The following is a 22,097-nucleotide window of genomic DNA, read 5'->3' as shown; positions in this document are numbered from 1 at the left end:
ACGCGCTTCGAGCCGGGAAAACGGATTTACCTTTGGGTGTCATATTCTACCAAACTGGGCGACACCGCCCTGATACCCATGGCAGACAAACCACACCAGAACCTAGCCATCATCGGACACGTCGACCACGGGAAATCCACGCTCGTCGGCCGACTCCTGTTCGAGACAGGTAGCGTCCCGGAACACATCATCGAACAGCACCGCGAGGAGGCGGCGTCCAAGGGGAAGTCGGGCTTCGAGTTCGCCTACGTCATGGACAACCTCGCCGAGGAGCGCGAGCGCGGCGTCACCATCGACATCGCCCACCAGCGCTTCGACACGGACAAGTACTACTTCACCATCGTGGACACGCCCGGCCACCGCGACTTCGTCAAGAACATGATTACGGGCGCGTCGCAGGCAGACCACGCGATTCTCGTCGTCGCCGCCGACGACGGGGTCGCGCCGCAGACCCGCGAGCACGTCTTCCTCGCCCGCACCCTCGGCATCGAGGAACTCATCATCGCGGTCAACAAGATGGACGTCGTCGACTACAGCGAGGACTCCTACAAGCAGGTCAAAGAGGAGGTCCAACAGCTCCTGAACCAGGTACGGTTCAACTCCGACGACGCCGGCTTCATCCCCATCTCGGCGTTCGAGGGCGACAACATCGCCGAGCCCTCGGAGAACATGCCGTGGTTCGACGGGCCGACTGTCCTAGAGTCGTTGAACAACCTCCCGGAGCCGTCGCCGCCGACCGACGCCCCGCTTCGCGTCCCGATTCAGGACGTGTACACTATCTCCGGCATCGGGACGGTCCCGGTCGGCCGCGTCGAGACGGGGGTTCTCAAGACCGGCGATAACGTCCGGTTCATGCCCTCTGACGCGGGTGGCGAGGTGAAGACCATCGAGATGCACCACGAGGAGGTCCCGGAGGCGGGCCCCGGCGACAACGTCGGCTTCAACGTCCGCGGCGTCGGCAAGGACGACATCCGCCGCGGCGACGTCTGTGGCCCCGCCGACGACCCGCCGTCGGTCGCCAAGACGTTCAAGGCGCAAATCGTCGTGATGCAGCACCCCTCGGTCATCACCGCCGGCTACACGCCGGTCATCCACGCGCACACCGCGCAGGTCGCCTGCACGTTCGAGTCGCTCGACCAGAAACTCGACCCCGCGTCGGGTGAGGTCGCAGAGGAGGAACCGGACTTCATCAAGGCCGGCGACGCCGCTGTCGTCACGCTCCGGCCGCAGAAGCCGCTCAGCATCGAACCGTCGTCAGAAATCGCCGAACTCGGGAGCTTCGCCATCCGCGACATGGGACAGACCATCGCGGCCGGCAAAGTCCTCGAAGTCTACGAGTAGCGCCCGGTTTCGACCACAGTTTTTCGCGCCACCGCCGTGACAGCGACCGTCCAGCTTACACGGACGGACGCGACCGATTGGTCACAAACGGCGCGCGAGCGTTCGCCGCGTCTGAACTCACTCGTTAGCGCCGGGGTAGAGCGCCGACACCTGCCAGACGTTCGCGCGAACGCCGGCCCGCTCGATGTCCATCCGCACGCGGTCGCCGGCGTGGTGGTTCGCGAGGTAGTCGCGGAAACTGCTGTTCTCGTAGGAGGTGACGTGGAACGTCGAGCCGTTGTCGCTGCGGAGCGTCGCCGCACCGTGGTCGTTTACCTCGTTTACGATTGTAAACGTATCTGGGCTATTTCTGGACGCTGTCTGGGACATACTCGATTATATGTTAATGAGGCACATAAAACCCAGCATTGCGTTTAGTAAATCATTATAAACTATATCGTGATTGTTACCCACGGGAAACTGTCGGCTCGTTGTCGGTCGGTTTTTCGGAGAATGGCCCGCGTCCGGTGGTCGATTCAGCGGCCGTGCGCCGGCGCTTGGGTTGTGTCCGGCGTGGGACGTGACGCGACACGGCCACGCTATCGAGCGCAGGTGGGTCGTCGAAACGAATCGTGTCGCGTAAGTACGGCTTCTCGAATCGGGGACGGGGCGCAGTCGTTCTAGGCGGTGGAGCCAATTAACCGAATAGCTTGATATATCCGGCTTGATTAGTGGCCCGCGTCGCCGTGGACCCCTCGGCGCACGTCGACGTAGTAGTCGCGGAGCAGGTCTCGACCGATTCGGAGCGGCGTCTCCGAACCCACGTCCTCGTCGAGCACCGCGGTCACGGTCCGGCGTTCCCCCGCGAGTTCGACCACGATGTCCACCCGCGGGGGCGCGTCGTCGTCGACCACCGACGCCGGCGGCTCGGTACCGAGGTCGGCCGCCAACCGGGGGGCGATTCGCGTCGTCGACGCGGCGGTGTCGATGCGCGCGAGCACTTCCTTCGACCCGCTGACGCCGGTGACGGTCACGCGCTCCGCGTGGCCGACGACGGGGACCCGCTCGTCGCGGACGTGCGACGGAGCGTCCGCCGGGGGCGTCCCGTCGAGCGCGCGCCCGAGCCGTTCGACGAGTGCTGGGTCGACGCGCCCGCCGCCGCGCTCGATTGCGAGGCGGGCGATGGCCGCCGCGGGCGACCGTCCGGTGGCGCGGAAGAGCCCACGGAACCCCGCCGTCGGATTGACTTCGAGGACGACCCAGCCGTCGTCGCTCTCGATGAGGTCGACGCCGGCGTAGTCGAGGCCGAGCGTCTGCGTCGCCCGGAGCGCCGTTCTCGTAGCCTCCGACGGGAGGTCCTCCGTGGCGTCCTCCACGTCGCCGCCGAGGGCGACGTTCGTGCGCCAGTCGCCCGCCGGGGCGTAGCGGTACATCGCGCCGACGACCTCGTCGTCGACGACGTACACTCTGAGGTCGCGGCGGTGGTCGCCCGCGTCGACGTACTCCTGAATGAACGCCCGCCGGCCGTCGACGGTCGCTGAGACGGCCCGGTCGTGGTCGACCAGCCACGTTCCCCCGCCGTTGGTCCCGACGGCCGTCTTGTAGACGACCGGCGTCCCGAACCCGTCTCGCGCGGCGTTCAGTTTGGCGTCCGCGGTGGCCATGTACGTGTGCGGGACCGGGACGCCCGCGGCGGCCAGCCTGCTCGCCGTCGCGTGCTTGTGGACGGCGAAGAGGACGTTCCGCGGGTCGTTGAGCACGGGGCGAACCGCGGCGTAGCAACTGGCGATAGAGAGGTCTTCGAGCGGCGTCGTCGATTTCGACAGCAGGAGCCGGTTGACCACCACGTCGACCTCGGGGTCGAGCGTGACGCCCGACGGCGACACCTCGATGCCGACGGCTTCCTCGTGGAGCCAGACGGCCTCGTGGCCGAGCGCCGTGACCGCGTTGCTGATGGCTTTCGTCTCCCTGCTGTCGTGGAATCCCAGAATCCCCACCGTGACCGTCGGTTCGTCCCCACCCATAGTGGGAGTACGCGCCCCGGTCGCATCAGCGCATCGCGAGGTCCCGCAGAATTGGAATGTGACGCCGCGCGACGCGTTGTGGGTGCGCGCGGGCGCGGCGGTCACCTGCTCATGAAGTCGGCTATCGGTTCGCTCGCGAGGCGGCCTCGCGGGCGGTCGAGGTTCCCGTTACTCCGTTTCGGTGACGGTCACGGTGTAACTCCCGCTCCCGGAGTAGCTGTCGACCAGCACCGAGAGGTCGGCCGACGTGTCGGGGTTGTCGACGACTATCTGCTCTTCGCTGTCCGTGGTCCACGACCGGTAGTCGTACGACCCGGTCGTGGGACACGTCCCCGAGCCCTCGTTGACGTAGAGGTCGAAGTCGGCGCTCGCCGGGCCGCTGAGGTCGACGACGACCTGCGACGGCGAGTCGTACTCCCACGCGTAGCTCCAGCAGTCGGAGTCGGCCGACGACGACAGCGAGTCGTCGATGGTCGAGGTGGTCGAGTCGCCGCCACCACCGCCACCGCCGCCGCCGCTTCCCGGCTCGGTCGTGACGGCGTTCGCGGCGTCGACGCGACCTGCGCCCTGTTCGTTCTCCGAGAGGCCGATGTCAACCGCGGTGTTCTTGAGTTGGTTTCGCAGGTCGGCCGGCGAGAGGTCGTAGACGGCGAGTGTGAGCCCGGCGACCCCCGAGACGACCGGCGTCGCCATCGACGTGCCGGATATCTCCTTGTACTCGGTGTCTGTCGTCCAGCACGACAGCACGTTTGTCCCTGGTGCGGCGAGGTCGATGTCGGTGCCGTAGTTGGAGTACGACGCCAGCGTCTCGTCGGGGTCGAGCGCGGAGACCGCGACGCACTCGCTGTAGGCGGCGGGGTACGAGACGCTCCCACTCCCGTCGTTGCCGGCGGCGGCGACGACGAGGCTCCCCTGCTGGGTCGCGTACGACACGGCGTTTTTCATCGTGGACGTGTAGCCGCCCCCGCCGAGCGAGAGGTTGATGACGTCCGCACCTTGGTCTGCGGCCCACTCGATGGCGTCGGCGATGTCGCTCGTCGAACCGCTCCCGGACTCGGAGAGCGCGCGCCCCGAGAGGAGCGACGAGTCGCTGATGCCGCCGATGCCCTCGTTGTTGTCGGTGGAGCCGGCGGCGATGCCGGCGACGTGGGTTCCGTGATATTCGTCGGCGAGCACGTCCGGGTACGGGTCACCGTCCGCGTCGACGAAGTCCTGGCCCTTGTCGGAGCCGAACTGCGCCGAGAGGTCGGGGTGGTCGTACTTGACCCCCTGGTCGACCACGGCGACGGTCACGTCGGAACTGCCGAGCGTGGTGTCCCACGCGGTGTCGGCGTTCACCTGCTGTGGCGCGTACTGACTGCCGTACTGCGGGTCGTTCGTCGTATAGAGCGCCTGATGGGTGACGTTCTTCTCCGCGTACTTCACCTCGTCGCGCTTCGTGACGGCCGAGATGAAGTTCTCGCGGGCGCGGTCGGCGGCGACCGACGGGAACTTGACGGCCACGTAACTGAGGGTCTTGTTCTCGTGGACGACCGTCGCGTTTCCGGGGACGTGCTTCTCGACGGCCTTTCGCGGGCTGTCAGCCGTCTTCGAGACGCCGACGAGAATCTCTTCTTTCTTCGGGCCGGGGGACCGACCGGGCGTCGCGGTGGTCACGCCTGCCGCGCCGGTCAACCCGGCGGCCGCGGCGAGCTTCAGGAAGGTTCGTCTGTCGAAGTTCGGTGTGCCTGCCATGGGCACACATGTCTCGGGAGACCGTGGCAATATTTGTTAGCTTGACTGAAATTTCAATTTCAGCCTGTTCTTCAAAGGGGATTCGGAACAAACTCGTAAACCAAAATAAATCCTCGATAGATTCCCGAATCGTCGTTCCTGCTTCGGTCGCTCCTCCCTCGAAATTTATAAACCCGAAACCGGGTGAGGTGGTGTATGGACCTCCTGCGGCGGTTGGTCGGTCCCGACGGGCTCCCGTCGGGCCGAGTGGCGCTCTTCGTGGACGGGCCGAACGTCCTCCGCGACGAGTTCGACGTGGACTTAGACGACATCCGGGCGGCGGCTCGCTCCCTCGGCGGACAGTTGAGCGCGGCGCGACTCTACCTCGACGAGCACGCCACGCCGGGACTGATTCAGGCGGCCGAGGCGCGCGGCTTCGAGGTCATCGTCACGAGCGGCGACGTCGACGTGAAACTCGCGGTCGACCTCACGCGCTACGCCGTCGAGGACCGCGCCGACGTCATCGCGGTCGCCTCGCGGGACACCGATTTCAAGCCCGCCTTGGAGACGGCCAACGCCTACGGCCTGCGGACGGTCGCCATCGCGCCGGGGAGCTACGGCCGCTCGGACGCGCTCCAGAACGCGGCGACCCACGCGATGACGCTCGACGAACTCGCCGACGGCGGCGACTGAGTCGGGAGACGGCCCGTTCGACTCCGATACGACCCGACTGCCCCTGACCCAACTCGACCGCGAACGGTTCGCTTTTTCCTCCCCCGACCGACCACTCGCCCATGCAGGAGTTCGACACGCCGGTCGTGGACAACCACCTCCACCTCGACCCGGACCACGGGCGCGGTCTGGAGGCGGTGAAAGATTTCGCCCGGAGCGGCGGCACGCACCTCCTCGTCGTCAACAAGCCCTCGTGGCTCCTCGGCCACGAGGTCGAGACGGGCGAGGACTTCCGCCCGGTGTTCGAGACGACGGTCGAGGTTGTCCGCGAGGCCTCAGAGCTACTCCCCGGGCGCGCGTGGCCGGTCCTCGGCGTCCACCCCGGTCTCGTCTCGAAACTCGTCGACGACCGCGGCTACGACCCCGAGGCCGCCCGCGACCTGATGTGCGCTGGCCTCGAGACCGCCGCCGAGTTCGTCCGCGAGGGCGACGCGCTCGCGCTCAAGTCCGGCCGCCCGCACTACGAGGTCACGGACGCCGTCTGGGAGGCCTCGAACGCCGTCCTCAGACACGGCCTCGACCTCGCGGCGGACTGCGACTGCGCGCTCCAACTCCACACGGAGTCGACGACCGACCTCTCGGACGTGGCCGAGTGGGCCGACGAGCGCGGCGTGCCCGGCGAGCGCGTGGTCAAACACTACGCGCAGGGCCACCTGACCGGCGGCACGCCGAGCGTCATGAGCGACAAGGACCGCCTCGAAGACGCCGCCGAGCGGGGCGACCCGTTCCTCATGGAGACCGACTTCATCGACGACCCCGACCGCCCCGGCGCGGTGATGGGGCCGAAGACCGTCCCCCGGCGCGTCGATTGGCTCCTCGACGAGGGGCGCGAGGACGCCGTCAGGAACGCCCACGTCGAGACGCCCGCGCTGGTCTACGGCGTCGACACCGAGGCGACGCTCGACCGATAGGGACCGACAGGCAGGGAGACGAGCTAACCGCCGAGACCGACGCACGAGTCGAATCGCGCCGTCTTCTCCCACGTCGTCGTCTCACACGGTCACAAGCAGGATAAGAAAGGCATTTGAGTCCGGCACGGGAGGTTGTAGGTATGACCGAGGCCGAGGAACGATACTACTCGCCGGAACGCTGGCAGAACTGGTTGACGCGCGTCGAAGAAGAGGACCTGGACCTCGAAAGCGAGGAGACCGGCCGTCTCCTGATGAACATCCAGAACGACGCGGCCATCGCCATCGCCAAGATTCTGACCGCCTACGACGACGACACGCTGGGCGAAGAGGAAGCACTTGACGAGCTTTCGACCGTCCACGACATCGTCATGGCCGAACCCGAGTTCGAGTCGGAGAACGAGGAGGCCGAAATCCTCATCGGAAGCGTCCAGACGAGCCTCTCGTGCGCCTTCTTCGCCGCCGAGGAGTTCATCGTCGCCGGCCCCGCCGAACTCGAAGACGACATGGACGCCTACATCCGCGCCGCCGCGGACGCCGAGGCCGCCGACGACCTCGACAGCGCGCTCGGCTACATCGTCCAGGTCGGCTCCCGCGTCATCGACGGCGAGGAACTCGACATCGAGGTTCTCGACGAACTCGAATTCGGGCTCGTCACCGAGTGGGTCAACGGTCTCGACAGCCTCCAGAGCGGCCTTTCGGAGCCCGAAGTCGTCGAAGAAGAAGACTGAACCCGGCCTCTCTCACGCTGTTTTTGTCTCGCTTTTCGACCGCCGAGAGCGCCGGAGTCGCCCCGGCACCGAACCACCCGTCGTTCCGACCGCGAGCCCCGGCTACGGGACCGCGACGAAGTACGTCGCGAACTCGCCGTCATCGAACTGGACGGTGAGGATGAAGAAGTCGCCACGTGTGTCGAGGTTCTTGTTCGCCGCGAAGTCGATGGTGATGTCCGTCGTCGCGTCCGACGGGAGCGTGACTCGGTCCGGGCCAAGCGTGTACTGATCAGCCCCCACGTTCTGAGCTGGCGAACCGTTGAACGACGCGGTCTCGGCGCCGTTACCGCCCTGGTCGGGGTAGTAAAACGAGACGCGGAAACTCGTCACGACGCGCTCCGTTCCGGTGTTGTTGAGGGAGATGCGAGCGGCGTCGTTTCCGTTCGTGGCGGTCGCCCCCGTTAGGATGACGTCTTGGTCCTCCTGCGGCGGGTTGATTTCTCCCGTCGACCCGTCGTCTCCCGCGCCCGTTCCGCCGCCACTGCCGCTCCCGTTGACCAGCGGAACGGTGTAGGTCGTCTGCTCGATTGCCTCGACCGTCCCGTCGCCGTCGAGGTCGCCCGACGCGCGGACGGTTATCGGCCCGTCCGCGTCGGCGGCGGGCGTGAACGCGAACCCGGCGCGGCCATCGTCGGTCGTCGTGACGGTCCTGCTGGTCGGTGACGCGTCGCCTTCGGTAACGGTGAAGTTGATGAGTTCGCCTTCGACGGGGTTGTTGTAGCGGTCGCGCGCTTCGACGACGACTTCGGTCGACTTGTCAGGCGCGGCGGCCGCTCCCGTCGTGACCGGGACGAGATACTGCCCGTCGGGGCTGGCGACCGTCGAGGCGGCCGACGAGGACGACAGTTCGACCTTGGCGAGCCGGAGTTCGTAGGTGTACGAGCCGTTCAGGGTGACGCGGACGAGGCTGTTGGTCGGGTCCGCACCGTCGCCGAGGTCGGAGACGGCTTTCACACGGGCGTTCTCCAGCATCCGGTCGGCGGTCGGCGACCGACTCCACGCCGTCGCGTTCGACCCGACTGGGAGGGTCAAGGTGATATCTTCGTCGGACTCGTTCGTCACGGTCACCGTCCGCGTGGCCGACGAGATGGGCGCGACGGTCAGCGGGGTTCGGGCCGCCGTCTGGCCGATTCGTCCGTCGATGGAGACGGCGGTGATTCGGTTCCCCGAGACGAGTGTCTGGCCGCCGAGCGGGACCACGTTCGCGCCGGCCTCGCGCTGGACCGCCGCGCCGGAGACTGTGATCGGCGTGCCGTCGAACTCGTTGTAGTCCGGCGAGTAGCGCAGGACCTTGCTCTCGTAGGTCCGGGTTCCGCCGTCCCAGAGCGTCCGGACTGCCTCGGGTTCGCCGTCGACGGCGTCGGCACCGGCGATAGTGATGTCCCGCGAGTCCGTGAGCGTGAGACTCCCCGTCGGCGGGCCGGGGTTGATGAAGACGACGCGCGGGCGGTACTGGACGCCGGTCTGGACCGTGACCCCAGACTGAACTCCCCTCGTCGCGGTCGCGAGCACGTCGTTGTGGAGCGACACGAGGTCGTCCGAGGCGTCCAGATAGGCCCCGAACTCCGTCGCCTTCGTCTGCTGGGGAACGACCGTCGCCTGGTAGAGCGACAGGCCGATGACGAGGAAGCCGAACAGGAGGATCGCGCCGACCTGAACCGCCTGCCCCCGTTCGCTGTCGAGGAGTTCCATTGGGGTGGTCAACTGGTCGGACTGATAAAGGTCTGTTGCCGCGTACGTTTTTATATCGTACCCGCCTGCGTTCAGTCGTGCAGGTCGCTTCGCGCGCGCAGAGCGAGACGGTCGGGATGATTCTCCTGTTAGGCCTCGTCGTCGTGGTCGTCACGGTCGGCGGCGTCGCCGCGCTCGCCGCTGTCGACGACTACCGAGACGACGCTCCGCTAGTGGAACTCGACGTGACCGTCGACGGGTCGAACCTGACGCTCGCGCACCGCGCCGGCGACACCCTCCGCGCCGGCGACGTGGCCGTCGTCACGCGAAGCGAGGACACGACGACCCGGTACTCGCTCGGGACCGACGGCGACATCAACCGCCGAGCGACGACAAGCGAGTCGCAGTTCGGTCCGGGCGATAGCTGGCGACCGACCGCCCCCGTCGGATTCGACGGGAGCGATCCGTATCTCGTGTTGGTCATCCACGAACCGAGTAACACCGTCATCCACCGCGCGGAGCGGACGCTCGGCGCGGTCACGGAGACGCCGGGCCCCGCGCCGACGCCGCGACCGACGACGACGAGTCCGCCAGCGACCACCACGTCCACGGCGACGGCAACTCCGACGACCGCAACGACGACCACGGCCACGACCACTTCGACGCCCCCGGAATCGACCGCCATCAACGGGGTGCACGTGGAAGACCGGACGACCAACTCCGGCGGTGCCGGCTACCGCGTGGACTACGACGTGACCGCGGGTCCGGACTTCGACCGCGTCCGCGTGACCTTCGAGAACCTCGATTCGTCGTGGGCGACCCAGACGGTCACCGAGACGAACGCCCGCAGCTTCGCGACCTACGACATCGGCGCTGGCGTCGGCGACCGCTACCGAATCACGGTGGCGGCGCTGGACGCGGGGGGCAACGTCCTCGACTCGCGGACCATCTCCGACGTTGCCGACGGCGACAACCCCGACGCGAACACGGGACTCCCCGAGTCGAACGACCCGAAGATTCGCGGTGCCGCACTCATCGACCTGACGCAGGAGGGCGCGACGTACGAACTGAACTACAACGTCACGAACACGTCGAACCTCTCGGAGATTCGCGTCGAGTTCGACAACCTCGACGCGCCCTCGGCCACCGCAGAACTCAGCGGAACCGCACCCCGCGGGACCATCGCGGGCTACTCGGCGTACGACGGGACCGAAGGCGACGACTACGAGGCGGTCATCCGCGTCTTCGACGAGGACGGCGTGCTCGTCGACCGCCGCGTCATCTCGGACGTTGCCGACGGCGTCGACCCCGCCGGAAACGACGACCTGACGCGGGCGTCTAGCCCGTCGTTCAAGGGGACACTCATCGACGACCTGAGCATGACGCAGGCCGACTACGAGGCCTCGTACAACGTCACCGACCGGGCGGAGTTCGACCGCGTCAGGCTGTGGGTCTCGAACGTGGACGACTCGTACGCCGAGGGAATCTACGAGAGCACGGACCCGCGGAACACCATCGACGACTTCGCCGCCGAGGACAACGGCGGGACGCTCGGGATGTCCTACCACATCCGGCTTCAGTTGCTTGACGCCGACGGCGTCGTCGTCGACGAACGCATCGTGACCGACGACGCGGACTGGACCGACCCGTCCGGAAACGACGGCCTCTCCCGCGCGGGAAGCCCCGCGCTCGACTCGGTGTCGGTGTCAGATAGATCGAATACGAATCAGAATCAGGTTCGCTACAGAATTGACTACGAAGTGGTCGAGACGAACGAGTTCGCCGAAGTTGAGGTGTACTTCCGCAACCGCCAGCAACCGCAGGCCAGCGGCGTCGTCCGAAGTACCGCGACGAGCGAGAACAACCTCGAATACACCGAAACCTACGGGACCGGGAACACCTACGACATCGAGGTCCGCGTCGTGGACGACGATGGTATCGTGGTCGACCGATACGTCATCTCGGATATCGCGGGCGACAAGAACGCCTGACCGCTCTCATCCGATTCTTCGACAACCGACGTAACTCACCATCGACAAAACCTTATCCCTCGGTTCTGTAGCATCGACCATGACTTCCGTCGGCATCGACGCCATGGAGATTTGGACGGGCAAACTCGTGTTAGACCTCCCCAACACCTTCGCGCCGGTGAAGGGCGAAGACCCGGAGAAGTACACGAAGGGTCTCGGTCTCCACACGTCGTCGTTCCCGGACGTGTACGAGGACATCGTCACGATGGGTGCGAACGCCGCCAAGCAACTGATGGACCGAAAGGGCCTCACGCCCGCGGACATCGGCCGCATCGACGTGGCGACCGAGTCCGCGTTCGACAACTCCAAGCCGGTGTCGACGTACATCGCGGGCTGTCTCGAACAGGTGTACGACGGCGACTTCCGCCACGCCAACAAAGGCGAGCGCAAGTTCGCCTGTATCGCGGGCACTCAGAGCCTCGACGACGCCTACAACTGGATTAAGGCGGGACGCAACCGCGGCCGCGCGGCGCTCGTCATCGCCACCGACACCGCCCTCTACGAGCGCGGCGACCCCGGCGAGGCGACACAGGGCGCGGGCGCGGTCGCGATGCTCATCGACGAGGACCCGGACCTCGTCGAACTCTCGACCGAGCAGGGGTACGGCAGCATGGACGAGACGGACTTCCTCAAGCCGAACCAGCAGTTCCCCTCCGTGGACGGCAAGCGCTCCATGCAGGTGTACCTCGCCCGCATGCGCGAGGCGCTCGAAGACTACGAGAGCGTCGCGGGCCGCACCCACCCCGACCTCTTCGAGTACATCCCGTTCCACACGCCGTTCCCCGGCATGGTTCGGAAGGCGGCACTCCTCGGCTTCCGTCACATGACCCGCGACACCGACATCGAAGACGACCTCGAAGCCGAAATCGGTCGGCAGCCCCGCGAGAAGGACTTCGAGACGTGGGACGACTACGAGGAGGCCATCCGCGGCTACATGGACGAACTGAAGACGACCGAACAGTACCGCGACTGGTACGGCCGCGTCATCGAGCCGACGCTCGACATCTCCAGCCGCGTCGGCAACTGGTACACCGGCTCGGTCCACATCGCCCGGCTATCGGCGCTCATCGCCGCCGCCGACGAGGGGAAGGACATGACCGGCAAGCAGCTCCTCGTCGGGTCGTACGGCTCCGGCGCGCAGGCCGAGATTCACGCCGAGACGGTCCAAGAGACGTGGCTCGACGAAATCGAGGCCGTGGACGTGGACGACCAGCTCGCGGCCCGCACCGAGATCTCCTTCGACGACTACGAGCTCATCCACGACGTGCACAACCACGAAAAGGAAATCGAGGTCGAGGAGTTCACCCAACCCGAAGCCGAGTTCGTCTTCACGGGCTGGGGTCGGATGAACGAGCGCCGCTACGAATACGTCGAATAACAGACCGACCGCACGGCCGAGCGACGGGCGAGCGCCTGCGTTCGCGCTGGGTCGTCAGAACGAACGGGCCTGTTCGGGGAGTATCGACCACGAGTCCGCCGGGTCCGCGCCCCGATCGTCGTAGAATTTTCTGCCGATGTAGTCGTCGCTCACGCTTCCGAGTATCGTGTTGTACAGGTCGGCGGCCGACTCGTAGGTCTCGGTGCCGAGCGGGTCGAGGATGGTTTCGACGGTCTCCGCGTCGTCGACGTTCGGCGCGGCCACCTCGATGTCGCCGGCGCGTTCGAGCACGCGCTCGGTCGTGACCGGGTACTCGAACGCCGTTTCCAGATGCGATTGGAGGTCGCGAATGTCCATAGGCGGACATCGTCGCGGTCGCCCTTCGGCTTTTTTCGCCCTCAGGCGGACACTCTGTAAATTCGAATCGAACGGGACCGAACGGAACGAAACCGAATCGGAGGGGCCGAAAAACGGATGACTGCGGCGAGTTCAGGGGAGTTTCCGCAGGTCTTCGAGCATCTCGTCTAAGTCGCGGTCGGTCACGGCGAGGGCGAAGCCATCGATGGTTGCGAGCGCGGGCGCGTGCTCCCAGAGTTCGTCCTCCGAGAGGCCGTGGAGGACGACCGCGTTCGGCGTCGGCGTGACGACGCGCATGGCGACCAGCGGCGACTCGCCGCGGGTGACGCCAGTGAAGACGAGCGCCCGACTCGTGGACTGGCCGTAGAGCCGGTAGAACTCCTCCGAGGAGAGCCGCGTGATGGCCTGAATGCTGTTGATGACGGTGTGGCCGCTGATGCGGTCTTGGTCGCCGTCGACGATGGGCGTCGCGCCGATGGCGTCGTAGAAGCTGTCCAGCGGAATCGACGTGGGATACTCTCGGAGGTCCTGGACGATGTCGCTCTCGAAGCCGGCCGAGAGAACGCGGGCGTACTGCCGGATGCGACTGCCGCCGCGGGCTTCGTCGATATCGAGAAGCGCCTCGACCATCCGGCGGATGACGCCGATGCCGGGGCTCTCGCGGCGACCGCTCTCGTAGTCGGAGACGACTGACGACGACACGTCCAACTGCTCGGCGAGCGCCGTCTGGGAGATGTCGAAGTCGGTCCGCCACTTCCGGAGCGTCGCGCCGGGGTCGTCCGAGAGGGTAATCTCGCCCGCGATGCGGCGGGCGAGGTCGTCGCGCGGTGCCGCGGTCATCGCGAACACCTCGGTCCAACCGAGGAGTGAGTCATGCGACAACGTGCGTGAGTGTGCCGCAAAAGGATGTCGAAAGTGGTAGTCGTCGCCTGACGAACCCCGTGGGAACCCTGAAGGTCGTCGCCCGACCACTACGCGGTATGCCATCGACCCTCGTCCACGTCGCGGTCGGCGGACTCGTCGGTGCCGCCCTCCTCGGTCGCTGGTTCGACGCCCGCTCGGTCGGCGTCGCGCTCGTCGCCGCCGCGGTCCCCGACCTCGACTCGTTCACCAGCACGCTCCTGCCCGGGAGCCATCGCGCGCTCCTGCACACGCTGTTGCTCCCGCTCGCTCTCGTCGCGGTCATTGCCTACGACACCCAAGTACGGGACCCCGAACGCTCCGTGATTCGTGGTCGGTGGGGAACCCGCGGCGTCGTCGTCGCGTGGGTCGGCGTCGCCGCGCTCCTCTGTGGCGGCATCTTCCCCGACCTGTTCACCAACGGCGTCAACGCCTTCTATCCGCTTCACGACGCGTTCTACTCGATTAACGGGCACGCCGAGTGGTCGAGCACGCGCGGGTTCGTCCAGACGTTCGTCGAGCTACAGCCGGCGTCGTCGCCACCGCCGACGACGGAGACGCTCCACTACAGCACCGTCGTCGACCCCTCGCCGGGCGCGGAACCCGAGAACGTCGAGCGGGTCGCCCCACTAGCCTCGTCGGGGACGGAACTGATGCTCATCGTGCTCGGCGCGGGCGTGGTCGGCGGCCGACTCTTCTCGGAGCGCCTGCGCGGGCGGGCGGAGTGAGTCGTCGGAACGAGACGGGGGAGCGGCCGCGGCTCGCGACTCCGAGCGTTCATAACCGATGGCGACGCATCCGCGTCCATGAGCGAGACACCCGACGGCGTCGAGGTGCGACCCTACGAACCGGGCGATGCGGCCGCGTTCTGGGAGCTGAAACGCGGGTTCGAACTCGGTATCGGCGAGGGGACCGGCGGCGACGACAAACTGTCCAAGTACGAGGCGAAGCTCACCGACGACTATCGCGAGCGCTACCTCTCGTGGGTCGAGCGCTGCGCGACCGACGACACCGGGTGCGTCGTCGTCGCCGAGGCGGTGTCGGGCGACGGGGACAGTGATGGCGGCATCGATAGCGACGACGATGACGGTGACGACGGCGGCAACGCTCGTCTCGTCGGCTACGCCTTCGCGCTCCCCGAGGGGATGACGTTCATCTGGGACGCCGCCGTTCTCAACGAGTTATTCCTCGACGCCGACTACCGCGGGACGGGCGTCGCCGACGAACTCATGGAGGCCGTGTTGGACCACGCGCGCTCGCAGGACCTCCCCCTCGACCGAATCGTCCTCGACGTGGACGAAGCGAACGACCGGGCGCGGGCGTTCTACGACCGCTACGGCTTCGACCACTGGGGGGAACTCGTCTCTCGCGACCTCTGAGGTCGGGAAACGCGAGGAACCGGAAAACGAGACCGAGACCCGAAAACCGAGCGGGCGGACGCCGACGACTACCGGAGTGCTGCGGCCGCGAGGCCGCCGACGGTTCCGAGAACGGCGGGGTACGCGACGCCTGCGAGGAGCGCGGACGTGACCGGGTCGGGGCTGATAGCTGACTCGCCGAGGGAGACGGAGAACAGCGCGATACCCGCGAGCGCGAAGACGAGGTAGCCGACGGTGGTTCCCGCGCCGGCCAGCGCGCCCGCCCGCGACGAGGACGCGCCGCTGACGACTGTCGCGAGCGCGCCCGCTGCGAGGAGCGCGACCACGGGCACGACGTAGAGCACCGGTGAGAACGCCTCGATTCCCTCGATGAGATTCGTGGACGAGGTCGTCCCGAACAGGCCGGGGAACGTCGTCGTCACGCCGTGGGCGCTCATGAACACCCAGCCGACGACCTTCCACGTCGAGATGTCGGAGCCGAGGGCTTCGAGCACTTGGCTGGCCGTCGAGTTCTCGATGGTCGAGGAGGTGAGGAGGTAGGTCACGAGGTAGCCGAAGAGAGCCGCCCCGAGACCGGCGACGCCGCCGCTGCCGAGCGACCGAAGCGTCGATGGTGTGGAATCGCGGGTCGATTCAGGTGTCGTTGACATCGTGTCGGAAGCGATTGTTGTTCTCACGTAAATGTCTCGTGGCCGCCGTGAGAGGGCGTCTCGCGGTACGTGCTGTCGATACGTGCTGATGGCGACGCGTCCAGCGACCGCCCGACGGTCGCCGAATGCCGGAGGGTCACGTTCAAGTCTCGTCGTGCGATAGCGATGGGCATGTTACTACGGGGCGCGCGGGTGATTCGTGGCGACCGCGTCGTCGAGGAGACGGACGTTCGAACCGACGCCGAGACGGGGCGAATCGAGGCCGTCGGCGACCTCGACCCCCGCGGGGACGAGCGGGTCGCCGACCTCGCCGGCAAGACGGTCACGCCCGGACTGGTGGACGCGCACATCCATTTCTCCTTGTCGGGCGAGCGAAGCGTCGAGGACGTGGTCGGCATGTCGGACGCCGAACTCACGCTGGTCGAGGCGCGAAACGCTCGGAAGACGCTCGAAGCGGGCGTCACGGGCGCTCGCGTGATGGGCGCGCGCGACATCGACGTGGCGCTGAAGCGCGCCATCGACGCCGGGGACGTGCCCGGTCCGCGGACGGTCGCCAACTGCCGGTCGATAACCATCACCGGCGGCCACGGCCACCACATGGGTCGCGAGATAGACGGGCCGACCGAGGCGCGAAAGGCGGTCAGAGAGCAGGTGAAACTGGGTGCCGACTTCATCAAGTTCATGACGACCGGTGGGGTGACGACGCCCGGCAGCGACCCCAGCGCGGTGGCGTTCACCGAAGAGGAACTCCACGCGCTCGTCGACGAGGCGCACCGCCGGGGCGTCCACACCGCGACCCACGCCCACGGCGGCGAGGGCGTGAAAGCCGCCATCCGGGCCGGCGTCGACACGGTCGAACACGGGACGTTTCTCGACGACGAGGCAATCGACCTGTTTTTGGAGCGCGACGCGACGCTCGTGCCGACGCTCTCCGCGCCGTACCACATCGTCCGCAACACCGAGGCCGCGACGAAAGAGGACGTGACGAAGACCGAGTTCGTCTACGACCGCCACATCGAGTCGTTCAAACTGGCCGCCGAGGCCGGCGTCCGAATCGCCGGCGGCACCGACGCCGGCACGCCGTTCAACGTCCACGGCGGCAACGCCTCCGAGGTGCAGTTCATGGCGCAACACGCCATGGAGCCGCTGGACGCCATCCGGGCGATGACCGAGACGGCCGCCGACGCGGTGGGGCTGGACGACTGCGGCGTCGTCGAACCCGGCGCGTACGCCGACCTGCTCGTCTTCGACGACGACCCGCTTTCGGACCTGACGGTGCTGAACGACCCGACGGCGGTCCTGAAAGGCGGCCGCGTCGTCGCCGGCGCGGTCCCCGGTGCGGTTTCCGGCGGAGAATAAGTGACTGCTCAGCGAACGTCGGCGGGGTCGAGGTCCCAGCGGAACTCGGCGTCGTAGTCGCCACCGGTCGTCGCCAGCCAGTTCTCGCGGGAGACGCTGTAGCGGAGTTCGTCCGCCGGCTCGTCGTCGATGACGATGCTGTTTGGCTCGCGGCCGTCGAGGCCGCCGCCGAGCGCCGCCATGTACTTCTCGATAGCGCGCTGGGACTTCTCGTTCGCTGCGACGTGCGACACCGCGACGACTTCGAGATCGAACGCGTCGAATGCGAGCGCCGCGAGCGCCGAAGCACGCTCGCCCGAGTAGCCGCGACCCCAGTAGCGCGGGCGGAGCCACAGGCCGAGTTCTCCGACGCGGCGGTCCCACTCCGTGTGGAGGCCGCCGAACCCGGCAATCTCGCCCGCGCCGTCCTCTCCCTCGCGCGGGATAATCGCGTAGTCGGCGCTCTCCGCGTCGGTCCAACTCGACTCCCCGCGGTCGAGAAAGTCCTTCGTCACCTTCGGCGTCTCGTGGCGCGACCACGGCATGTACCGGGTCACGTCGTCCATCTCGGGGGCCGAACAGAGGTCGTAGGCCTCGTGGACGCCGACGTGCTTCGGGCGGCGGGAAACCAGTCGGAGCCGCGGCGTCTCGACGACCGCCGGGAAGAGGTTGCTCACTTGCGGCCCTCCCAGCGGAACTCGGCGTCGTAGTCGCCACCGGTCGCGGCTTCCCACTGTTCGCGGGTCACGGACCAACCGCGAACGTCGCGCGGCGTCCCGTCGGCGTCGACAGTCTCGTTGGGAAACAGGCCGTCTTCCTGCCCGCCGAATCGGTCGGTGTACTTCTCGATTGCTCGACACGACGCCTCGTTTTCGGGCATGGCGTACGCGAGCGCAACGTCGAGGTCGAACACGTCGAAGACCGCGGCGAAGAACGCGGCCGCGCGCTCGCCCGAGTAGCCGCGGCCCCAGAACTCCTTGCGGAGCCACATGCCGAAGACCGCCCGGCGCTTGTCCCACTCGGGGTTGAAGCCGGCGGTGCCGGCGAACTCGCCCGCCCCGGCCTCACCGTCCCGGGGGAAGACAGCGTAGATGGCGTTTTCCGCGGACTCGTAGCCTTCTTCGGCCTGTTCGAGGAAGTCCAGCGTCTCCTTGGGCGTCTCGTGGGGGCCCCACGTGACGAACTCGGTCTCTTCCTCGATGGTGTCCGACCGCGAGGCGGCGAAGTGTTCGTATGCGTCCAACGGGTCGACGACCTCCCGCGACAAGGCACGGAGCCTGAGTCGCGGGGTCACGATTTCATCGGGGAACATGGAACGGAATCCACTCGGAGAGCGCTAATAAGTTTTCTGAATATTGACATTAGACAACACGGAACATCCCCGTTCCCTCGCGGTTCGCAGACCGGTCGGACTCAGACACGTTCCGGCCGTACGCACCTTCTCCCTCGCGTGAACGTGGAGATGCGTATTTGTCGCCGGGGTGCGTCTAGCGAGGACGGGAACGAGGTGAGACGAGATGGACTGGGAGCGAACAGTAGGCGGCTATGCGCTCGTCATGGGAGCCGTGACGCTCGTCATCTGGGTGTTGACCGTCGAGCGCGGGCCGGTCATGGAACCGCGGACCGACCCGTTCGCGCTGTTCGCGTCGCTCGTGTTGGGCGGACTGACCGGCGTGTCGCTTCTGGCGACGGGCGTGGGACTCGTCCGGAGCCAACTGTGGGCGCGGCCGCTCAGTCTCGTCGCCTTCGGCCTGCTTTTCGCCGGCGTCATCGACAGCGCCGGTTACTACGCGGGTGTCGGGCGAGTCGGCGTCGTCGTGGGGCTGTTCGTCGTCTGCCTCGTCACGCTCGCGGCGCTCGGCTGGTCGCTCGTCGACGCCCGGAACCGGGCGCGGCGGGCGGCGTGGTGAGTCGGTGTCTCCGTCGGTGAGTCGCCCCGAGACTCCGTGCGCTTCCGGTGGCGCGCCCGGCCGGCGCGCGGCGCTCCGCAACCACTAAACGCGCCTCGGTCCTCCATCCGGTAATGGTAGACTGGACGGAGAAGTACCGCCCATCGACGCTCTCCGAGGTCCGCGGCAACAACAAGGCCCGCGACGCCCTCGCGGAGTGGGCCAAGACGTGGGACGACCACCGGGAGGCGGTCGTCGTCCACGGGAGCCCGGGCATCGGAAAGACCTCCGCGGCCCACGCGCTCGCCGCCGACATGGGCTGGGAGACGGTCGAGTTGAACGCGTCGGACCAGCGGACCGGCGACGTCATCGAACGCTTCGCCGGCCGCGCCGCGAAGAACGCGACGCTCGCCGGTTCCTCCGCGGGCACGTCCACCCGGCAGTTAGTCATCCTCGACGAGGCCGACAACATCCACGGCAACTACGACCGCGGCGGGGCCAGCGCGGTCACCCGCCTCGTCAAGTCGTCGAGCCAGCCCATCGTCCTCATCGCCAACGAGTTCTACGACATGAGCCGCGGGCTTCGGAACGCCTGTCAGGAAATCGAGTTCCGAGACGTGTCCGCCCGTTCTATCGTTCCCGTCCTCCGCGACATCTGCCGCAAGGAGGGTCTGGAGTTCGAGTCCGACGCGCTCGACCGCATCGCCGAGATGAACAGCGGCGACCTGCGCTCGGCCGTCAACGACCTGCAGGCCATCGCCGAGGGGCGCGAGAAAATCACCGAAGAAGACGTGGTCATGGGCGACCGCGACCGCTCGGTCGGCCTGTTCGAGTTCCTCGACGCCGTCCTCAAAGAGGAGTCCGCACAGGACGCGCTGTACACCGCTTACGACGTGGACGAGACGCCCGACGACCTCACGAAGTGGGTCGAAGACAAGGTCTCGCTGGTCTACGAACCCGACGAACTCGCCCGCGCCTACGACTTCCTCGCCAACGCCGACCGCTGGCTCGGCCGCGTGCGCGCCACGCAGAACTACTCCTACTGGCGCTACGCGACCGACAACCTCGCCGCCGGCGTCGCGGCCTCCCGCGACCGGACCCGCGGCGGGTGGACCCGCTACGGCGGCGCGCCCTACCGCTCGACCCGCGACAAGACCCGCGACACCGTCGTCCAGAAAATCGCGGAACAGGGCGGCTTCAGCATGGCGACCGCCCGCCGCGAGGTCCTGCCGTACCTCTCGGCTATCACCCACCACTGCAAGCCCCGCGAACTGACTGTCGCCATGGCTGCCTACTACGAGTTCGACGAGTCGCACGTCTCCTTTGTCACCGGGAGCGGCGAGACGACGAACAAGGTCCAGTCCATCGTCGAGGACGCCGGCGAACTCCGCGAGGAACTGGTCGAAGAACACGCTGGCGGCGCGTTCGCCGGCATGGAAGGCGTGTCCGTCGAGGGCGACGCCGCGGCCGACGGCGACGATGGTAACGGAGCAGACGACGGCTCGGGCGACGTGCTCGACCGCGACGCCGACGAGTCGGCCGAGAGCGACGACGCCGACACCTCGACCGACGACGGGCAGTCCGGCCTCGACGACTTCTTCTGAACGGGACCCTCCGCCACGTTTCCGCGGTTCCCACCGGTTTCCCGCCGCCCGGGATTGACGCCACGCGGAGCTTTTTGGGGCCGCCCGACGAACCGCGCGTATGAGAGCCGCAGTCCTCCGCGAACACGGTGAACCGCTCGACGTGACCGAAGTCCCCGACCCGACGTGTGACCCCGACGGCGTCGTCGTCGAAGTCGAGGCCTGCGGCATCTGCCGGAGCGACTGGCACTCGTGGATGGGCCACGGCGAGTGGGCCGACGACGCGGTTCCGTCCGGACAGATTCTCGGCCACGAGCCCGCCGGTCGCGTCGTCGAGGTGGGCGACCGCGTCCGGACGATTCGCGAGGGCGACCGCGTCGCCTTGCCGTTCAACCTCGCCTGCGGTTCGTGCGGCTACTGCCAGACCGGCCACGGCAACGTCTGCACGGGCGACCACCCGCACGCGCTCGGCTTCGAACTGTCCGCGCAGGGCGCGTTCGCTGACTTGGTGCATCTCCCTTCTGCCGATTACAACGCGATTCGACTCCCCGAAGGCGTCTCGCCGAACGACGTGGCGGCGCTCGGCTGTCGGTTCATGACGGCGTACAACGCTCTCGACGCCCGCGCCGGGCTCCGCGCCGGCCAGTGGGTCGCCGTCCACGGCTGCGGCGGCGTCGGCCTGTCGGCGATTCAGGTGGCGAACGTCCTCGGTGCGCGCGTCGTCGCCGTCGACGTGCGCGAGTCCGCGCTGGACGCGGCCGCCGACCTCGGTGCTGACGCCGTCGTCGACGGCTCCGCGGAGGACCCGGTCGAAGCCATCCGGGGGCTGACCGACGGCGGGGCGCACGTCTCGCTCGACGCGCTCGGCGTCGCGGAGACCTGCCGGAACTCGGTCCGTTCGGTCCGGCCGCGGGGCTCGCACGTGCAGGTCGGCCTGACGACCGAGGCCGAAAAGGGGAACGTCTCGCTGCCGACCGACTGGATGACGAGACACGAGGTGTCGTTCCTCGGGGCGCGCGGGATGCCCCCAACGAGCGCGGACGACCTGCTCTCGCTGCTCGCGTCGGACGCGGTCGACCCCGGGTCGCTCGTGACGAAGACCGTCTCGCTCGACGAGGTTCCCGAGCGGCTGGCCGCGATGACCGACTACGACACCGTCGGCGTCGAAGTGATGGTTCCGTAAAACAGGGCTGTCGTCGGTCCGGACGCTCGGTGCCGGCTCAGGGCGTCGGCGTCGGCGCTCGACGTTCTTCGGTCGCCTCGTCGTCAAGCCCGCGCCAGACGACCTCGCCGCAGTCCGGGCAGTCGAGTCGGACCGCGCGGCCGTCGCGCGTCCGTTCGGGCCACTCGTCGATACCGGCGGCGCGGCCGCAGGTCTGACAGAAGAGGACGGCCTTGGTGCGTTCGCTATCGGGCGGCTCGTGACTGAATTCGCGGGGAGCGTAGTTCATG

Annotated in this window: 22 protein-coding genes; 12 read left to right on the top strand and 10 right to left on the bottom strand. The window is 67.4% G+C overall.

Annotation, left to right across the window (positions count from 1 at the left end; all coding sequences use genetic code 11):
* The first annotated feature begins 78 nt into the window (after positions 1-78).
* A complete protein-coding gene (tuf, locus tag C5B90_RS10800; protein WP_058827650.1) occupies positions 79-1,341 on the top strand; it encodes a translation elongation factor EF-1 subunit alpha in 1,263 nt (420 codons plus the stop codon).
* A gap of 117 nt (positions 1,342-1,458) precedes the next feature.
* On the opposite strand, the gene C5B90_RS10795 is transcribed toward tuf, so the two are convergent.
* The 3 genes from C5B90_RS10795 to C5B90_RS10785 all read right to left on the bottom strand — a co-directional run bounded on the left by C5B90_RS10795 (position 1,459) and on the right by C5B90_RS10785 (position 5,078).
* Positions 1,459-1,710 carry a hypothetical protein gene (locus C5B90_RS10795; RefSeq protein ID WP_115881392.1) on the bottom strand — a complete coding sequence of 84 codons (252 nt, stop codon included), beginning with the start codon at positions 1,708-1,710 and terminating at the stop codon, positions 1,459-1,461.
* Between the two features lie 338 nt (positions 1,711-2,048).
* Positions 2,049-3,344: a RimK family alpha-L-glutamate ligase gene (locus C5B90_RS10790; protein ID WP_115881390.1), complete on the bottom strand. Its 1,296-nt coding sequence runs from the start codon at positions 3,342-3,344 to the stop codon at positions 2,049-2,051.
* A gap of 168 nt (positions 3,345-3,512) precedes the next feature.
* Positions 3,513-5,078, bottom strand: a complete 1,566-nt coding sequence (locus tag C5B90_RS10785) for a S8 family serine peptidase (protein ID WP_115881388.1) — start codon at positions 5,076-5,078, stop codon at positions 3,513-3,515.
* A 195-nt stretch (positions 5,079-5,273) separates the two neighbouring features.
* Here C5B90_RS10785 and C5B90_RS10780 point away from each other — a divergent pair, with 195 nt between their 5' ends.
* The 3 genes from C5B90_RS10780 (at position 5,274) to C5B90_RS10770 (ending at position 7,428) form a co-directional block, all read left to right on the top strand.
* Entirely contained in the window at positions 5,274-5,750 is a 477-nt protein-coding gene (locus tag C5B90_RS10780) for an NYN domain-containing protein (protein ID WP_008095553.1), read from the top strand.
* A gap of 101 nt (positions 5,751-5,851) precedes the next feature.
* Complete coding sequence (locus tag C5B90_RS10775) at positions 5,852-6,700, top strand: TatD family hydrolase (protein WP_115881386.1); 849 nt, start codon at positions 5,852-5,854, stop codon at positions 6,698-6,700.
* Between the two features lie 140 nt (positions 6,701-6,840).
* Positions 6,841-7,428, top strand: coding sequence for a DUF2150 family protein (locus C5B90_RS10770; RefSeq protein WP_115881384.1), 588 nt, complete (start codon positions 6,841-6,843; stop codon positions 7,426-7,428).
* Positions 7,429-7,530: 102 nt separating this feature from the next.
* Here C5B90_RS10770 and C5B90_RS10765 read toward each other — a convergent pair whose 3' ends face one another.
* Positions 7,531-9,162, bottom strand: a complete 1,632-nt coding sequence (locus C5B90_RS10765; RefSeq protein WP_115881382.1) for an Ig-like domain-containing protein — start codon at positions 9,160-9,162, stop codon at positions 7,531-7,533.
* A 77-nt stretch (positions 9,163-9,239) separates the two neighbouring features.
* On the opposite strand from C5B90_RS10765, the gene C5B90_RS10760 reads away from it, so the two are divergent.
* Complete coding sequence (locus tag C5B90_RS10760) at positions 9,240-11,132, top strand: type IV pilin (RefSeq protein ID WP_115881380.1); 1,893 nt, start codon at positions 9,240-9,242, stop codon at positions 11,130-11,132.
* 79 nt (positions 11,133-11,211) lie between these two features.
* A complete protein-coding gene (gene hmgB, locus C5B90_RS10755; protein ID WP_115881378.1) occupies positions 11,212-12,549 on the top strand; it encodes a hydroxymethylglutaryl-CoA synthase in 1,338 nt (445 codons plus the stop codon).
* Between the two features lie 54 nt (positions 12,550-12,603).
* Here hmgB and C5B90_RS10750 read toward each other — a convergent pair whose 3' ends face one another.
* A complete protein-coding gene (locus C5B90_RS10750) occupies positions 12,604-12,906 on the bottom strand; it encodes a hypothetical protein (protein WP_115881376.1) in 303 nt (100 codons plus the stop codon).
* A gap of 132 nt (positions 12,907-13,038) precedes the next feature.
* The gene (locus tag C5B90_RS10745) at positions 13,039-13,746 is read right to left on the bottom strand and encodes a helix-turn-helix domain-containing protein (protein ID WP_004975230.1); all 708 of its coding nucleotides are present in this window, start codon (positions 13,744-13,746) and stop codon (positions 13,039-13,041) included.
* Positions 13,747-13,886: 140 nt separating this feature from the next.
* On the opposite strand from C5B90_RS10745, the gene C5B90_RS10740 reads away from it, so the two are divergent.
* Both C5B90_RS10740 and C5B90_RS10735 read left to right on the top strand, forming a co-directional pair.
* Positions 13,887-14,534 carry a metal-dependent hydrolase gene (locus C5B90_RS10740; protein WP_115881374.1) on the top strand — a complete coding sequence of 216 codons (648 nt, stop codon included), beginning with the start codon at positions 13,887-13,889 and terminating at the stop codon, positions 14,532-14,534.
* Positions 14,535-14,612: 78 nt separating this feature from the next.
* On the top strand, positions 14,613-15,185 hold the full coding sequence (locus C5B90_RS10735) for a GNAT family N-acetyltransferase (protein WP_115881372.1): 573 nt from the start codon (positions 14,613-14,615) through the stop codon (positions 15,183-15,185).
* Between the two features lie 68 nt (positions 15,186-15,253).
* Here C5B90_RS10735 and C5B90_RS10730 read toward each other — a convergent pair whose 3' ends face one another.
* The gene (locus C5B90_RS10730; RefSeq protein ID WP_115881370.1) at positions 15,254-15,835 is read right to left on the bottom strand and encodes a transporter; all 582 of its coding nucleotides are present in this window, start codon (positions 15,833-15,835) and stop codon (positions 15,254-15,256) included.
* A gap of 171 nt (positions 15,836-16,006) precedes the next feature.
* Between C5B90_RS10730 and C5B90_RS10725 the strand changes: the two genes are divergently transcribed.
* Entirely contained in the window at positions 16,007-17,194 is a 1,188-nt protein-coding gene (locus tag C5B90_RS10725; protein WP_115882490.1) for an amidohydrolase family protein, read from the top strand.
* Between the two features lie 8 nt (positions 17,195-17,202).
* Here C5B90_RS10725 and C5B90_RS10720 read toward each other — a convergent pair whose 3' ends face one another.
* Both C5B90_RS10720 and C5B90_RS10715 read right to left on the bottom strand, forming a co-directional pair.
* Positions 17,203-17,850 (bottom strand): GNAT family N-acetyltransferase, encoded by a 648-nt coding sequence (locus C5B90_RS10720; RefSeq protein WP_115881368.1) that lies wholly within the window; start codon positions 17,848-17,850, stop codon positions 17,203-17,205.
* Entirely contained in the window at positions 17,847-18,485 is a 639-nt protein-coding gene (locus tag C5B90_RS10715) for a GNAT family N-acetyltransferase (RefSeq protein WP_115881366.1), read from the bottom strand. The genes C5B90_RS10720 and C5B90_RS10715 overlap by 4 nt, the downstream gene beginning before the upstream one ends.
* A gap of 205 nt (positions 18,486-18,690) precedes the next feature.
* Here C5B90_RS10715 and C5B90_RS10710 point away from each other — a divergent pair, with 205 nt between their 5' ends.
* The 3 genes from C5B90_RS10710 (at position 18,691) to C5B90_RS10700 (ending at position 21,828) form a co-directional block, all read left to right on the top strand.
* On the top strand, positions 18,691-19,083 hold the full coding sequence (locus C5B90_RS10710; protein ID WP_058566849.1) for a hypothetical protein: 393 nt from the start codon (positions 18,691-18,693) through the stop codon (positions 19,081-19,083).
* A gap of 113 nt (positions 19,084-19,196) precedes the next feature.
* Entirely contained in the window at positions 19,197-20,666 is a 1,470-nt protein-coding gene (locus C5B90_RS10705) for a replication factor C large subunit (RefSeq protein WP_115881364.1), read from the top strand.
* Positions 20,667-20,766: 100 nt separating this feature from the next.
* On the top strand, positions 20,767-21,828 hold the full coding sequence (locus C5B90_RS10700) for a zinc-binding dehydrogenase (protein ID WP_115881363.1): 1,062 nt from the start codon (positions 20,767-20,769) through the stop codon (positions 21,826-21,828).
* Between the two features lie 37 nt (positions 21,829-21,865).
* On the opposite strand, the gene C5B90_RS10695 is transcribed toward C5B90_RS10700, so the two are convergent.
* Positions 21,866-22,096, bottom strand: coding sequence for a hypothetical protein (locus C5B90_RS10695; RefSeq protein ID WP_115881361.1), 231 nt, complete (start codon positions 22,094-22,096; stop codon positions 21,866-21,868).
* Position 22,097: the final 1 nt, after the last annotated feature.

The organism is Haloferax sp. Atlit-12N (assembly GCF_003383095.1).
Taxonomy (GTDB): Archaea; Halobacteriota; Halobacteria; order Halobacteriales; family Haloferacaceae; genus Haloferax.
This window is presented reverse-complemented; position numbering and strand designations above follow the sequence as displayed.

What these genes read in the sequence shown, in the direction of transcription:
- C5B90_RS10795 (WP_115881392.1), bottom strand. Translation starts at nt 1,710, where the DNA reads ATGTCCCAGACAGCGTCCAGAAATAGCCCAGATACGTTTACAATCGTA.
- C5B90_RS10750 (WP_115881376.1), bottom strand. Translation starts at nt 12,906, where the DNA reads ATGGACATTCGCGACCTCCAATCGCATCTGGAAACGGCGTTCGAGTAC.
- C5B90_RS10695 (WP_115881361.1), bottom strand. Translation starts at nt 22,096, where the DNA reads ATGAACTACGCTCCCCGCGAATTCAGTCACGAGCCGCCCGATAGCGAA.
- C5B90_RS10715 (WP_115881366.1), bottom strand. Translation starts at nt 18,485, where the DNA reads ATGTTCCCCGATGAAATCGTGACCCCGCGACTCAGGCTCCGTGCCTTG.
- tuf (WP_058827650.1), top strand. Translation starts at nt 79, where the DNA reads ATGGCAGACAAACCACACCAGAACCTAGCCATCATCGGACACGTCGAC.
- C5B90_RS10710 (WP_058566849.1), top strand. Translation starts at nt 18,691, where the DNA reads ATGGACTGGGAGCGAACAGTAGGCGGCTATGCGCTCGTCATGGGAGCC.
- C5B90_RS10705 (WP_115881364.1), top strand. Translation starts at nt 19,197, where the DNA reads ATGGTAGACTGGACGGAGAAGTACCGCCCATCGACGCTCTCCGAGGTC.
- C5B90_RS10700 (WP_115881363.1), top strand. Translation starts at nt 20,767, where the DNA reads ATGAGAGCCGCAGTCCTCCGCGAACACGGTGAACCGCTCGACGTGACC.
- C5B90_RS10745 (WP_004975230.1), bottom strand. Translation starts at nt 13,746, where the DNA reads ATGACCGCGGCACCGCGCGACGACCTCGCCCGCCGCATCGCGGGCGAG.
- C5B90_RS10790 (WP_115881390.1), bottom strand. Translation starts at nt 3,344, where the DNA reads ATGGGTGGGGACGAACCGACGGTCACGGTGGGGATTCTGGGATTCCAC.
- C5B90_RS10785 (WP_115881388.1), bottom strand. Translation starts at nt 5,078, where the DNA reads ATGGCAGGCACACCGAACTTCGACAGACGAACCTTCCTGAAGCTCGCC.
- C5B90_RS10765 (WP_115881382.1), bottom strand. Translation starts at nt 9,162, where the DNA reads ATGGAACTCCTCGACAGCGAACGGGGGCAGGCGGTTCAGGTCGGCGCG.
- C5B90_RS10725 (WP_115882490.1), top strand. Translation starts at nt 16,007, where the DNA reads ATGTTACTACGGGGCGCGCGGGTGATTCGTGGCGACCGCGTCGTCGAG.
- C5B90_RS10780 (WP_008095553.1), top strand. Translation starts at nt 5,274, where the DNA reads ATGGACCTCCTGCGGCGGTTGGTCGGTCCCGACGGGCTCCCGTCGGGC.
- C5B90_RS10770 (WP_115881384.1), top strand. Translation starts at nt 6,841, where the DNA reads ATGACCGAGGCCGAGGAACGATACTACTCGCCGGAACGCTGGCAGAAC.
- C5B90_RS10775 (WP_115881386.1), top strand. Translation starts at nt 5,852, where the DNA reads ATGCAGGAGTTCGACACGCCGGTCGTGGACAACCACCTCCACCTCGAC.
- C5B90_RS10740 (WP_115881374.1), top strand. Translation starts at nt 13,887, where the DNA reads ATGCCATCGACCCTCGTCCACGTCGCGGTCGGCGGACTCGTCGGTGCC.
- hmgB (WP_115881378.1), top strand. Translation starts at nt 11,212, where the DNA reads ATGACTTCCGTCGGCATCGACGCCATGGAGATTTGGACGGGCAAACTC.
- C5B90_RS10735 (WP_115881372.1), top strand. Translation starts at nt 14,613, where the DNA reads ATGAGCGAGACACCCGACGGCGTCGAGGTGCGACCCTACGAACCGGGC.
- C5B90_RS10730 (WP_115881370.1), bottom strand. Translation starts at nt 15,835, where the DNA reads ATGTCAACGACACCTGAATCGACCCGCGATTCCACACCATCGACGCTT.